General features: G+C 54.3%; 10 protein-coding genes and 1 pseudogene. 9 read left to right on the plus strand and 2 right to left on the minus strand.

The window, feature by feature from the left end:
• The first annotated feature begins 91 nt into the window (after positions 1-91).
• Together IB144_RS13070 and lysM are read left to right on the plus strand one after the other, a co-directional pair.
• Complete coding sequence (locus tag IB144_RS13070; protein WP_004176141.1) at positions 92-712, plus strand: LysE family translocator; 621 nt, start codon at positions 92-94, stop codon at positions 710-712.
• A 248-nt stretch (positions 713-960) separates the two neighbouring features.
• Positions 961-1,410 (plus strand): peptidoglycan-binding protein LysM, encoded by a 450-nt coding sequence (gene lysM, locus IB144_RS13075; protein ID WP_002904908.1) that lies wholly within the window; start codon positions 961-963, stop codon positions 1,408-1,410.
• Positions 1,411-1,533: 123 nt separating this feature from the next.
• Here the strand turns inward: lysM and pgtP are convergent, their stop codons facing one another.
• Positions 1,534-2,925 (minus strand): phosphoglycerate transporter PgtP, encoded by a 1,392-nt coding sequence (gene pgtP, locus IB144_RS13080; RefSeq protein WP_004184088.1) that lies wholly within the window; start codon positions 2,923-2,925, stop codon positions 1,534-1,536.
• Positions 2,926-3,330: 405 nt separating this feature from the next.
• Between pgtP and pgtC the strand changes: the two genes are divergently transcribed.
• The 4 genes from pgtC to IB144_RS13100 all read left to right on the plus strand — a co-directional run bounded on the left by pgtC (position 3,331) and on the right by IB144_RS13100 (position 8,443).
• Positions 3,331-4,551: a phosphoglycerate transport regulator PgtC gene (gene pgtC / locus IB144_RS13085; RefSeq protein ID WP_040215994.1), complete on the plus strand. Its 1,221-nt coding sequence runs from the start codon at positions 3,331-3,333 to the stop codon at positions 4,549-4,551.
• 11 nt (positions 4,552-4,562) lie between these two features.
• Positions 4,563-6,557 (plus strand): two-component system sensor histidine kinase PgtB, encoded by a 1,995-nt coding sequence (pgtB, locus tag IB144_RS13090; protein WP_074177545.1) that lies wholly within the window; start codon positions 4,563-4,565, stop codon positions 6,555-6,557.
• Entirely contained in the window at positions 6,547-7,797 is a 1,251-nt protein-coding gene (gene pgtA / locus IB144_RS13095) for a two-component system response regulator PgtA (RefSeq protein WP_002904899.1), read from the plus strand. Before pgtB ends, pgtA begins: the two co-directional genes overlap by 11 nt.
• Before the next feature lie 127 nt (positions 7,798-7,924).
• On the plus strand, positions 7,925-8,443 hold the full coding sequence (locus IB144_RS13100; protein ID WP_032446046.1) for a GrpB family protein: 519 nt from the start codon (positions 7,925-7,927) through the stop codon (positions 8,441-8,443).
• Positions 8,444-8,623: 180 nt separating this feature from the next.
• On the opposite strand, the gene IB144_RS13105 is transcribed toward IB144_RS13100, so the two are convergent.
• The gene (locus tag IB144_RS13105; protein ID WP_002904893.1) at positions 8,624-9,532 is read right to left on the minus strand and encodes a LysR family transcriptional regulator; all 909 of its coding nucleotides are present in this window, start codon (positions 9,530-9,532) and stop codon (positions 8,624-8,626) included.
• 216 nt (positions 9,533-9,748) lie between these two features.
• Between IB144_RS13105 and IB144_RS13110 the strand changes: the two genes are divergently transcribed.
• The 3 genes and pseudogenes from IB144_RS13110 (at position 9,749) to IB144_RS13120 (ending at position 12,972) form a co-directional block, all read left to right on the plus strand.
• The gene (locus tag IB144_RS13110) at positions 9,749-10,735 is read left to right on the plus strand and encodes an aldo/keto reductase (RefSeq protein WP_134894705.1); all 987 of its coding nucleotides are present in this window, start codon (positions 9,749-9,751) and stop codon (positions 10,733-10,735) included.
• 45 nt (positions 10,736-10,780) lie between these two features.
• Entirely contained in the window at positions 10,781-11,962 is a 1,182-nt protein-coding gene (locus IB144_RS13115; protein ID WP_004891956.1) for an aldo/keto reductase, read from the plus strand.
• A 65-nt stretch (positions 11,963-12,027) separates the two neighbouring features.
• Positions 12,028-12,972, plus strand: a pseudogene (locus IB144_RS13120) (SMP-30/gluconolactonase/LRE family protein).
• The last annotated feature ends 246 nt before the right edge of the window (positions 12,973-13,218 follow it).

Here is a 13,218-nt window from a genome sequence, read left to right on the forward strand (position 1 = left end):
AATGGAGCAGGGTAAGCAGAAGATCAGGGGAAATAATCTTGTTGCAAAAATGTGAACCCTTCAGTAGCCTTGTCTCTTTCGGAGACAGGAAATGCTCGTCACTGATTCACTTCTTGCTTACACCCTCGCTGCTACACTGCTTACCCTGACGCCAGGTCTTGATACTGCTCTTATTCTCCGCACGGCGACTGCTGAAGGGGGACGCAAAGCCTTGCATGCCGCGTTAGGCATCGATCTCGGGTGCTTTATCTGGGGCGCGCTGGTGGCCTTTGGTTTAGGTGCGCTACTGGCGGTTTCTGAGTTGGCTTATACCTTATTGAAATGGTGCGGAGCAGGATACCTTTGCTGGCTGGGCATCCAGTTGCTCCTGCGACCACGCCAGCAATTTAACACCCACCCTGCCGAATCAGATTCCACGAGTAACTGGTTTCTGCGTGGGATGCTGGGGAATGTGCTTAACCCCAAAATGGGCGTCTTCTACGTTTCGTTTTTGCCCCAGTTTATCCCTGCCGGGCATTCACCGATCAGCTGGACCTTTCTCCTGGTCACCATCCATGTATTGATAGGGACGCTGTGGTCGTTAACGCTGATTACCGCCACTCGCTATGCCGCCGGCATCCTGAAAAAACCGGCCGTAGTGAAATGGATGGACCGAACGACCGGCTGCCTGTTTCTGTTGTTTGCCGCGAAGCTGGCCATGAGTCGGCGGTAATCTCCGGTTTCATCTTCCCGGGGGGCAATGCCCGCTTTCATCCGGTGTCGCCTTGCCGGAATACAGACTTTCCTGCCATACCATGGCAAATTTCCTGCACTTTGATGCTCATTGATTATACTTTGATGGCAGCTTGTGCTGCCTCAAGCAGTTGTCGCGATGGTGGATATCAAAACCAATATCCCGAACATTGGGTCAACGGGGCCGAGGAACATGTGTTCATGTAACAGTCGTGGAGGTATGGAAAGATGGGATTATTAAATTTTGTGAAAGAAGCGGGCGAGAAAATATGGGATGCCGTCTCCGGCGACAGTAAAGAAGATCGGGCTGAAAAGCTGAAAAAACATATCGATGGACTTAATCTGCCTGGCGCCGAAAAGGTCAATATTGATGTTGCGGAAGATGGCACAGCAACGGTCACTGGTGATGTCGCTTCGCAGGAGGATAAGGAAAAAATTCTGGTTGCGGTCGGGAATGTCACTGGGGTAGGCCAGGTCAGTGACGGCGTTAAGGTGACGCAAAGCGGGGCGGAAAGTCGTTTTTACACGGTCAAATCCGGTGACACTCTGAGCGCAATCTCAAAAGCGATGTATGGCTCGGCCAATGAGTATCAACGCATTTTTGAAGCCAATAAACCGATGCTGACCCATCCCGACAAAATCTATCCGGGTCAGGTGCTGATTATCCCGGCGAAGTAGGCCACTCAGCAGCAACATCAGTGATGGCAGGAATACTTGCTTTATACCGCTGTCGGAAGCCGCCGCGGACATCTATTCCTCTATCAACGGCAAAAGAGCCAGCAAGCTGGCTCTTTCAGGCGCTTACTGTGCGTCAGCCAGTGCCAGCCGGGCCTCTTCCTGCTCGGTGATTTTACGCTGTTGCTCAAGTTCCAGCGCGCCGCGATGAGAGAGGTAGCAGAAGAGTATGCAGCAGACGATCCCGCCCATCAGCAGATAGAACCCGCCGTGCCAGCCCATTTTATCGACCATTACGCCGAACAGGCTGGTGCCTAACGATGCGCCAAAGATATAGCTCATAAATCCGCGCAGACCCACGGCTGAACCGACGGCAAAGCTGGGGACGATTTCCATGGTCTGGACCGAGGCCAGAAACTGCGGGACATAAATAAGGCAGCCCACAATCGCCGCGAATACCGTGACCATCAGTAGCGATTCGCTTTTCCAGTAGCCGATCAGACAGATGAAGATTAGCGTCATACAGATTATGGCTAACGGCATCCGGCGCCCTTTAAACAGCTTGTCGGAGAGCCAGCCGGCCAGCAGAGTAGACGGAATCGCCGCCCACTCAAAAAACAGGAATGCGACGCTCATTTGTTCTTTGGAAAAATGTTTCACCGTCAGCAGGTAAATTGGCAGCCAGCTGATCATGCCGAAACGCACCATATAGACAAACACATCCACAAAGGAGACATACCAGGCGTTTTTGTTACGCAGTACGTAGGTACAGAAGATCTGAAATGCGCTCATGTTCTCCGGCGCTTTCTGGCCGTGTTTGGTCTTCAGCACCACTTTCTCTTCCGGCATCATCTCTGCCAGCGAAGGCAGACCTTCCTCGCGCGGCGAACCCTTACCCAGCACCAGTACGCTAATGGCGAATACCACCGCCACGCAGGCCGGTACAATGTAGCTGGCGCTCTGCCAGTGCTCGGTGCCGAGAATGGCGAATGCGGCGCCGACGATCGGGGCGACAATTCCGCCGCCGACGTTATGGGAAATGTTCCAGAACGCCCCTACGCGGCCACGCTCACGGCGCGGGAACCAGTTCGCAATAGTAATAAAAGAGGGGCCGACCCCCATACCCTGAAACAGGCCGTTCAGGACAACCAGCGCAGCGAAGACCCAGAATGCGGTACTGAATCCTAACCCGACGTTGACGATAGCGCACAGCACCAGGCCACAGGCCATAAAGACTTTCGGGCTGGCTTTATCCGCGAGGCTGCTCATTACGCCTTTACTGATCCCGTAGGCGATGAGCATACAGCTGCTGAGCAAACCGATCTGCGTGGCGCTGAGGTCTAACTGTTCTTTCAGATAGGGCGTGGATAAGGTGAAGTTATTGCGCACGATATAGTACGCCAGGTATCCCAGAAATACGCTTAGCAGCGCCTGCATACGGTATCGACCATAGGTTGCCTGAATTTTCTCAGCAGGAACTTTATTCGCCGACGGGCCTTTTTTTAATAATGATAACATGTCGTCACCTGTATTTATATTGATATGAACATCAGGAGTAATTACCCCGAAGGGTGAAATAAGCGGCTAAAAAATTCAAATCGTCGAAATGAGTCAAAATTGACTCAAAATAATGCAGGGACGGGTTGTTTTTGACCCATCTGGCATGAGCGAGATTTTGCGTAATTAATTTTGCGCTGATTTTATGTCCGGCTTGTGCGGACACTAACAAATTGCCTAATCATTATCTGGTAATCTTTCCCGATATTCCCGGACGCCCGTTTGACTATTTTTTCGCTCGCGGCGATTAATTCACCAGATGTCATAAACGGGTAAGTTTTGTCTCAACGCGGTTTTTACGGTATTTCAATATTTATGAACGGGATCACAAACATATTTCTTCGTGGGGGCAGGATAGTGAGCAAAATGTTCGCGCTGCTGCTGCTGACCGCATGGCTGAGACCCTGTGCGGCGCAAGGCAATGAGCTGGTGATGGCGACGACATTTTCTCCCAGCGCCACCGTGTGGATTATCGACCGCTGGCAGAAAGAGCCGGGGTCGGTGATGATAAGGACGCTCAACCGCACCAGCGCCTCGCTGGAACAGTTGCTTGATACAGCAAATGCCGAAAATGTCGATCTGATCCTGACTTCGTCGCCGATGCTGCTGCAGCATCTTCAGGAGCATCAAAAACTGGCGCCGTTCAGCGGTGCGCCGGCAGTCAGCCAACATCTGGTGCCGGAATCCATTCGCTCCACCTCCGTGGCCGTGGCGATCTCCGGGTTCGGTTTGCTGATGAATCGCTTGGCACTGATGACCCGGCATCTGCCTGCGCCAGCGGACTGGGATGACCTGACCGATCCCCGTTATCAGGGGGCGCTGCTGATGAGCAGTCCGTCGCGTTCGGATACTAACCATCTGATGGTGGAGTCGCTGCTGCAACAAAAAGGCTGGATTAAAGGATGGGAAACGCTGTTGACGACGGCGGGAAATCTCGTGACCATTTCATCCCGCAGCTTTGGGGTGGCAGATAAGATTAAAAGCGGCCTGGGCGTGGCTGGTCCGGTGATTGATAATTACGCCAATCTGCTGCTGAACGATCCGCACCTGGCTTTTATCTATTTCCCGCAGTCGGCGGTTTCGCCGACCTATGTCGCAGTGCTTAAAAACAGCCAGCACGCCAGCGAAGCGCGGCGGTTTATTCGCTATCTGTTAAGTCCGGAGGGCCAGACGATCCTCGCCGACGCTAATACCGGGAAGTATCCGGTAACACCGCTGGCGCCAGGCAATCCACGGGCGGCGCAGCAGGCGATGCTGATGAATCAACCGCCATTAAACTATCGATTGATCCTCAAACGTCAGCGTTTGGTTCAGCGGATGTTTGATACGGCGATTAGCTTTCGTCTTGCCCAGCTCAAAGACGCCTGGCGAGCGCTGCATAGCGCGGAGGTCCGTCTTAAGCGTCCGCTGCCCGAGATACGGGCGCTGCTCACCCGTGTCCCGGTGGATCCGGCCAGCAGCGAGGATGAAGCCTGGCTGGCTCAGTTCGACAACAAAAGTTTTGCGGAACAGCAGATGATGGAGTGGCAGCTCTGGTTTCTCAACAACCAGCGGCAGGCGATTACTAAACTGGAAGAACTGAAATGACGGACAGGTCCATGCTGCAACGCCTGCGGCAAATCAGTATCAGTAGCAGTCTGCGCGGGGCATTTCTGACGGGGGCGCTGCTTACGCTGATTGTCAGCAGCGTAAGCCTCTATTCCTGGCATGAACAAAGTTCGCAGATCCGCTATTCGCTGGATGAGTATTTTCCGCGCATCCATGCGGCTTTTCTGATTGAAGGGAATCTCAACCTGGTGGTCGATCAGCTCAATGAATTTCTGCTGGCGCCAAATACCACGGTACGACTGCAGCTGCGCAACCAGATTATCCAGCATCTGGACAAAATAGAACGGCTAAGTCAGGGGTTGTCGCCGGCAGAACGCCAGCAGTTGGGGGTGATATTGCAGGACAGCCGCGCGCTGCTGGCGGAACTGGATCGCGTGCTCTACAACATGTTTCTGGTTCGTGAAAAGGTGGGAGAGCTTGCGGCGCGGATCGACTGGCTGCACGATGATTTCACCACCGAGCTGAATTCGCTGGTGCAGGATTTTACCTGGCAACAGGGAACGCTGCTCGATCAGATTGAAGCCCGACAGGGGGATGCGAGGCAGTATCTGAAACGCGCCCGGGAAGTGCAGAATGAACAGCAGCAGGTCTATACCCTGGCTCGTATTGAAAATCAGATCGTTGACGACCTGCGCGACAGGCTCAATGAACTGAAATCCGGGAATGATGACGGCATGCTGGTGGAGACGCATATCCGCTATCTTGAAAACCTGAAAAAAACGGCGGATGAAAATATCCGTGCGCTGGATGACTGGCCGAGCACCATTACCCTGCGACAAACGATAGATGAGCTGCTGGAAATTGGCATGGTGAAAAATAATATGCCGGATACCATGCGCGACTATGTTAGCGCGCAACAAGCGCTCGTGGAAGCCAGCCGGTCCAGAGAAGCGACGCTGGGGCGCTTCAGAACGCTGCTGGAAGCCCAGCTTGGCAGCAGTCACCAGCAGATGCAGATGTTTAATCAGCGTATGGCGCAGATTGTCCGGGTCAGCGGCGGGTTAATCCTGGTGGCGACCTTGCTGGCGCTGCTGCTGGCATGGGGGCTAAACCATTATTTTATTCGCTCGCGGCTGGTGAAACGCTTTACCGCGCTGAATCAGGCGGTGGTGCAGATTGGTCTGGGCCGGACCGAGGCGACCATTCCGGTTTACGGGCGCGACGAGCTGGGACGTATTGCCGGTTTGCTTCGTCATACCCTGGGTCAGCTTAATGCGCAAAAACAGCAGCTGGAACAGGAGATTGGCGAGCGAAAAGCGATTGAGGCCGATCTGCGCGCCACGCAGGACGAGCTGATCCAGACCGCTAAACTGGCGGTGGTGGGACAGACGATGACCACCCTGGCGCATGAGATTAATCAGCCGCTGAACGCGCTGTCGATGTATCTTTTTACGGCGGGAAGGGCGATCGAACAGGGACAGGCGGAGCAGGCGCGGACGACGTTAAGCAAAGCAGAAGGGCTGATCAACCGCATTGACGCGATTATCCGCTCCCTGCGCCAGTTTACCCGCCGCGCAGAACTGGAAACGCCGCTGCATCCGGTCGATTTGCGTCAGACGTTTACCGTGGCGTGGGAACTGCTGGCGATGCGTCATAAGCCTCAGCAGGGGACGCTGGTGATACCGGATGACACTGTCTGGATCCAGGGGGACGAAGTGCGCGTCCATCAGGTGCTGGTGAACGTGCTGTCCAATGCCCTCGACGCCTGCCCGCACGCCGCGCAAATCACCGTGAGCTGGCAAATCCAGGGCGGAAGGCTGTGCGTGTTGATTGCCGATAACGGCCCTGGCTGGCCTGCGGCCTTACTCCCTTCGCTGTTAAAGCCGTTCACTACCAGTAAAACCGTGGGGCTCGGAATAGGGCTTTCGATATGTGTTTCGCTGATGACGCAAATGGAAGGGGCGTTGCGCCTGGCGTCGACCTTTACACGCAGTGCCTGCGTGGTGCTGGAATTCAATTTGACGGATGTAAAAGATGTTGAGTAATAACTGTTCGATTCTGCTGATTGACGATGATGCCGATGTGCTGGATGCCTATACGCAGCTGCTTGAGCAAGCGGGGTATCATGTCAGTGCCTGTAATAATCCGTTTGATGCGCGGGAGCAGGTGCCGAAGGACTGGCCCGGCATCGTTTTAAGCGATGTCTGCATGCCCGGCTGCTCCGGTATCGATTTAATGACGTTGTTTCATCAGGATGACGATCTGCTGCCGATTCTGCTTATCACCGGTCACGGCGATGTGCCGATGGCGGTGGAGGCGGTGAAAAAAGGGGCTTGGGATTTCCTGCAAAAGCCGATCGATCCGGGCAAGCTGCTCACGCTGGTGGACGCCGCGCTGCGTCAGAGGCAATCGGTTATCGCCCGTCGCCAGTATTGTCAGCAAAAATTACAGGTTGAGCTTATTGGCCGCAGCCAATGGACGGTTCGGTATCGCCAGCGCCTTCAGCAGCTGGCAGAAACGGATATTGCGGTATGGCTTTACGGCGAGCCGGGAACCGGCCGCATGACCGGCGCGCGTTACCTGCACCAGTTAGGACGGCACGCTGAAGGTCCGTTTATCGCCTGCGAGCTGACTCCGGCTAACGCCCATACGCTTAATGAACTGATCGCCCAGGCCCAGGGCGGGACGCTAGTCTTAAGTCACCCCGAGCATCTGACTCACGAGCAACAGCATCAGCTGGTACAGCTGCAGAGTCATGAGAAGCGGCCTTTTCGCCTGATTGGTATCGGTAGCGCTTCGCTGGTGGAGTTGGCCGCCAGCAGCCAGATAGTGGCGGAACTCTATTACTGCTTTGCGATGACGCAAATTGGCTGCCAGCCTCTGTCAAAGCGACCTGATGATATCGAGCCGCTGTTTCATCACTATTTGCAAAAAACCTGTCAACGGCTGAATCATCCCGTCCCGGAGGTGGATGCTGGTCTGTTGAAGGGGATGATGCGCCGGGTGTGGCCAAATAACGTTCGCGAACTGGCGAACGCCGCCGAGCTGTTTGCAGTGGGGGTATTACCACTTGCAGAAACGGTTAATCCGCTGATGCACATCGGCGAGCCGACGCCGCTGGATCAGCGGGTTGAGGACGTCGAACGGCAGATCATCACCGAAGCGCTGAATATCCACCAGGGACGTATTAATGAGGTGGCGGAGTATCTGCTGATACCGCGTAAAAAACTTTATCTCAGAATGAAGAAGTATGGTCTGAATAAAGAGCACTACAAAGGGGTTTAGGGCATCTTGTCAGACGATGGTTGAAAATTATGAGGACAGATACAGATTATAAATGCCTTCAAGTCAGCAGAGGCGATTTATGTTATTGTGACTGCTTAAATTTCCTTAAAAGGTGTGACTGTTGAACATGCGAATATTGACTGTAGTTGATTATGATGAGATGTGGCCGGCTTTATTTGAGAACGAACGTACTCTGTTGCAGATGACGCTTGGTAAAGTGATATCCCGGATTCATCATATTGGTAGCACCTCGGTGCCTGGATTATCAGCTAAGCCAGTAATAGATATATTAATCGAAGTTGCTAATCTTGAAGAACTGGACAGTTTGAATCAGGCAATGGAGGGTATAGGATATACTGTGCGTGGTGAAAACGGCATTTTAAATCGTAGGTACTTTACAAAAGGTGGAAATCAGCGTAGTCATCATATCCATGCGTTTGCCACCGGGGATGCTCAAATCATAAAACACCTGGCATTCCGTGATTACCTTATTAAACACAATGACGTAGCCATTCAGTACGCTTTAATGAAAAAAAGCGCGATGTTATTATGTGAAAATGACAGCCACCGATACAGCATTTATAAAGCGGATTTCATTCAGAAACATCTTCGTATGGCGCTTATTGATGCGGGTCACCTGGGCTAGCCTTCAAATAAACTACAAACCATGTTTTTTTGTAATTTTTCACAGCGTTACCTCTTGTTTATCCATTATTAGCAAACAGCACGCCTTGCAGACTCCCTGCGGCTTCCTGCAACTGAGCATTCTGAATAAGCGACGGGGCGATAAAGCCGATAACGCATCGTTCAGTATGGAGGCACTATTTCACAACCCCAGCGGCCTGGCCTCCTGTATGAACTCAATCAGAAGGCGAAGCCCGGTCGGCAATTGCCGGCGGCTTGAATAATAGATATGAAAACCTTCCTCCAGTGGGGACCATTCCGTAAGCACCAGACGGAGCCGTCCATCCTTGACATAGGGTGCAACAAGAGGCTCCGGAAAATACATCAGGCCAGCCCCGCCCAATACGGCCACCAGACCCGTTTCGGCATGATTGACCGTCACTGAGCCTGGCACCGTCATTTGGTATGTTTCGCCGTCTCGCGCAAGTTCCCAGCGATAAACCCGATCGTCACCGAGACGATTGCTGATGCAGCGATGGTGTAATAAATCATCCGGATGTTCAGGCGTTCCGTAGCGTTCCAGGTAATCAGGGGAGGCCGCGATAACCCAGCGAATATCGGCAGATAAACGCCGGGCAACCATGTCCTCCGGGACGGTGCCACCGTAGCGGATGCCGGCATCGAAGCCCGCATCAGTCACGTCAACCATACGGTTGCTGGCCACAATATCGATTTCAATATCGGGATAGCGATCCATAAAAGCGGGCATGACCGGCGCAAGCAAAAGATTTGCCGCTTCAACGGCTGCATTGATGCGGATACGTCCGGTAGGGGTATTGCGATACCGGTTAAGCGATTCAAGCGCGCCTTCTATGGTGTCGAAAGGCTGAAGAACAGACTGAACCAGTTCCTCGCCGGCTGCCGTAGGGGTGACGCTCTTGGTCGTGCGATTAAGCAGGCGAACCCCAAGCCGGGTTTCCAGCCCCTTCAGGGCATGACTCAGCGCTGATGCACTGACGCCTAGTTCAATTGCCGCACGGCTGAAGCTGCGATGACGTGCAATCGCCATGAAATAAATAAGATCGGCAACATCAGCTCTGCTTATTTGCATACAGAATAGTTTTCCTTATGCGGCGTTAAAACCCGAATGCGTTGATGAAGAAATGATATACACCTTAGACCGATTAGGGCTAATCCGTTGCTGAATTTTTTTCACAAGTCCATTCATGCACGTCCACTCACTGTACACGTTGTGCTTCGTTATTCTTGAAAATCATGCGCTCTGGCTGGTAGGCCAGGGCGGAACACTCATCTAACGGAGCCGTTTATGAACTATACGCATCTTGGCCGCACCGGCCTGAAAGTCAGCCGCCTTTGTCTCGGAACCATGAATTTTGGTGACGTCACCGACGAGAAGACCAGCGCCCGCATTCTGGATGAGGCGCTTGAGGCGGGTATCAATTTCATTGATACAGCAGACGTGTATGGCACTGAACAATCTCCCGATATCCAGCAAGGCTCGGGGCTGTCCGAGGAAATTATTGGTCGCTGGCTTCAGCAGGGTGGCCGCCGTGAACGCATCGTTCTGGCGACAAAAGTCTATCAGCCTATGGGACCGGGCCCGAACGATCGCCGGCTTTCTGCTTACCATATTCGCAAAGCCTGCGAGGACAGTTTGCGACGGCTTAAGACCGACCATATTGACGTCTATCTGATGCATCACATCGATCGTCATACGCCGTGGGAAGAGATCTGGCAGGCCATGGAACTGCTTGTTCAGCAGGGAAAGGTTCTTTATATCGGTAGCAGCAATTTCGCGGGCTGGGACATTGCGACTGCGCAGTCAGTCGCCACGGCCCGTCATTTCCTGGGCCTGGTCGCCGAGCAAAGTCTTTACAATCTGACTGCCCGAACTGTTGAGCTGGAGGTCATTCCCGCATGCCGCCATTTTGGCCTGGGGTTGATCCCCTGGAGCCCGCTTGCCGGAGGGCTGCTTGGCGGCGTACTGAAAAAGATGGCAAGCGGGCGCCGTGCCAGGCCCGCGTTTGCCCGTCTAATCGAACAGTATCGTCCGCAGCTGGAAGCCTACGAGGGATTATGTGAGGACCTCGGCGAAACCCCCTCCGATGTGGCCCTGGCGTGGCTCCTGCAGAATCCTGTCGTTACCGCTCCACTGATTGGGCCTCGTACGGTCGAACAACTCCAGCAGGCGCTTCACGCAACGACAGTCACGCTATCAGACGACACCATGAGCTGTCTCGACGAAATCTGGCCCGGCCCCGGGGGAGAAGCGCCCCAGGCTTATGCCTGGTAATGACCAATTAATGAATCCTTTCTTCGTTATAGGGAGTTCCAGTTTATGAGCAAGATGATGCATGACCAGCCTTCTGCTGCCGTACCCGCTTCCCGGGACCGGCGCAATTTTCTGATCGCCGGCGCCGGTCTGGCGTTGGCCGCAACCACCCTTGGCAGGAGCGGCGCCGTGATGGCGAAACCGGCTGGTCAGGACACGCCGAACGCCCCTTCGGATGCTGCTCCCGTCCGGAAGGAAACCTTAACCACGCGTAAACTCGGCTCGCTGGAGGTGTCCAGCATGGGACTCGGGTGCCTGCCGATGGTGGGTTATTACGGCGGAGGTCCGCGCGATCGTAAAGCCATGGTTTCGCTTATCCGGGCAGCCTTCGAACAAGGTATCACGTTCTTTGATACTGCCGAGGTCTACGGCCCCCATCTCAGTGAAGAATTTGTCGGGGAAGCACTGGCCCCTGTTCGCGATCGTGTGGTGATTGCCACCAAGTTCGGTTTCGGCGTGGAGGAGGGGAAGCCCACTTCCCTTAACAGCCATCCTGACCATATCCGCCGTGCCGTAGAAGGCTCGCTAAAGCGTCTGAAAACGGACCACATCGATCTTCTCTATCAGCATCGCCCCGATCCGAATGTGCCGATCGAGGATGTGGCGGAAACCGTGAAGGCGTTGATCCAGGAGGGTAAAGTGAAACACTGGGGACTGTCGGAAGCGAGTGCCAGGACAATTCGCCGCGCACATGCGGTACTCCCTGTGACTGCGGTGCAGAGTGAGTATGCCATGTGGTGGCGGGAACCAGAGACGCGGATATTTCCAACGCTCGAAGAGCTGGGTATCGGTTTCGTACCTTACTGCCCGACTGCCCGCAGCTTCCTTGCCGGAGCAGTCAATCCAAGCCAGCGGTTCGACAGCACCGATCGGCGGCATAACCTGCCACGCTTCCAGCCCGATGCCCTGGCCAAAAACATGGTGCTGCTTGAATTTGCGCAGTCGTGGGCCCGTCGCAAAAACACCACTCCGGTTCAGTTCGCGCTGGCCTGGGTAATGGCCCAGCGGCCCTGGATTGTCCCAATCCCGGGTACGACGCAATATCCGCACCTGATAGAAAACAGCGGCGCACCGCAAGTCCGGTTGACGGACAGCGAGCTACGCGAAATCGATGCGGCGCTTGCCAAAATCCCATTGCAGGGCGGTCGCGCCGATCCGTTTACCGAAAGTCAGTTTGATAAAAGTTAATACCTGCTGTCACAGGGAGACTGCAGGTGAAGTCTCCCTCTGTATTATTGCCGGGGATAAACCACATGAATGGACTAAATCATAACGCGCTTACATGTAGTGCCGTCCCCATACCGCCCTGGGAGCGTTCTCTTCAGACCGTGGAGGCCCAGCCGTACTTCAACGTTTCACAGGCGTCGCTCGTGCTCGAAGGGATCGTGTTCGATCGGAACAATAACCTGCTGTTTGTTGATGTGGCGACGGGGCGCGTGTTTAAGCTCACCCCGGAGCGGCAGCTTTCCATTGTCCTTAAGGAGAATTCATTCGGTGCTTCCGGCCTGGCGGTACACAAGGATGGACGGATCTTTATCGCCTCGGTGGGCGATATGCAGCGAGGTTCTGTCCGGGCTATCGAACCCAACGGCACCCGTGAGCAGATGATTGTTGCCCCTGATACTGGATTTCTTGTCAACGATCTGGTCTTTGATAATCAGGGCGGATTTTATTTCACTGACAGCCGGGGAAATTCAGCCGATCCACAGGGTGGGGTGTTCTACGTTAGTCCCAATGTCGGGTCAATTCATGCCATCCTGCCTGGACTAGCGGTCGGGAACGGCATAGCGATTGACCCCGCCGGCTCTCAGATATGGGCCACAGAACACGCTAAAAACAGGCTTCATCGCGTAAGACTGTCAGACGCCACCACGGTCGCCCCGTTTGGTTCAGTTGTTACCTATCAGTTCACCGGGCCGGCGCCAGACGGGGCCCGTGTCGACAGCGAAGGCAATGTATATGTGGTCATCTCAGGCCAGGGCCGCGTCATGGTCTTCAACCGCAACGGACTGCCTATTGGGCAAATTGTGCTGCCTGACCGCGACAAAGGCCGTAACCTTAAATCGACAAGCCTGGCGATCCGCCCCGGGCATCGCTAGTTGTTTATTGTCGCTAACAGCGGGACCGAACCTGGTGGAGCGATGATTTTTCGATCGGGCGCATTCGCGCCGGCACCGTTTCCCTTTTCACATCAGTGACCGGGAATGAGTGGTCTGGGAGACCCGGCAACGCCGGGCCAGGGCAGGGTGTTAACAGTTCTGGATCGCTGAAGGCGGCGTGAGGGAAGGCGGCGTATCCGGAAGCGGGGGAATGATCCCGTCAACTTTCAACCCGCTACGACCCAGATTCACATACTTCATTCGGTGTTCCTTCTTTTATTGCCAGCAATTATGTTTGTGACAGGGTATTGCACTGGTATGAAGGGAACCAGCATGCGCCATTGA

Origin of the sequence: Klebsiella sp. K4 (genome assembly GCF_014596785.2) — a bacterium.
Classification (GTDB): domain Bacteria; phylum Pseudomonadota; class Gammaproteobacteria; order Enterobacterales; family Enterobacteriaceae; genus Klebsiella; species Klebsiella pneumoniae.

What these genes read in the sequence shown, in the direction of transcription:
- IB144_RS13105 (WP_002904893.1), bottom strand. Translation starts at nt 9,532, where the DNA reads ATGCAAATAAGCAGAGCTGATGTTGCCGATCTTATTTATTTCATGGCG.
- pgtA (WP_002904899.1), top strand. Translation starts at nt 6,547, where the DNA reads ATGTTGAGTAATAACTGTTCGATTCTGCTGATTGACGATGATGCCGAT.
- IB144_RS13100 (WP_032446046.1), top strand. Translation starts at nt 7,925, where the DNA reads ATGCGAATATTGACTGTAGTTGATTATGATGAGATGTGGCCGGCTTTA.
- pgtP (WP_004184088.1), bottom strand. Translation starts at nt 2,925, where the DNA reads ATGTTATCATTATTAAAAAAAGGCCCGTCGGCGAATAAAGTTCCTGCT.
- IB144_RS13110 (WP_134894705.1), top strand. Translation starts at nt 9,749, where the DNA reads ATGAACTATACGCATCTTGGCCGCACCGGCCTGAAAGTCAGCCGCCTT.
- pgtB (WP_074177545.1), top strand. Translation starts at nt 4,563, where the DNA reads ATGCTGCAACGCCTGCGGCAAATCAGTATCAGTAGCAGTCTGCGCGGG.
- IB144_RS13115 (WP_004891956.1), top strand. Translation starts at nt 10,781, where the DNA reads ATGAGCAAGATGATGCATGACCAGCCTTCTGCTGCCGTACCCGCTTCC.
- lysM (WP_002904908.1), top strand. Translation starts at nt 961, where the DNA reads ATGGGATTATTAAATTTTGTGAAAGAAGCGGGCGAGAAAATATGGGAT.
- IB144_RS13070 (WP_004176141.1), top strand. Translation starts at nt 92, where the DNA reads ATGCTCGTCACTGATTCACTTCTTGCTTACACCCTCGCTGCTACACTG.
- pgtC (WP_040215994.1), top strand. Translation starts at nt 3,331, where the DNA reads ATGTTCGCGCTGCTGCTGCTGACCGCATGGCTGAGACCCTGTGCGGCG.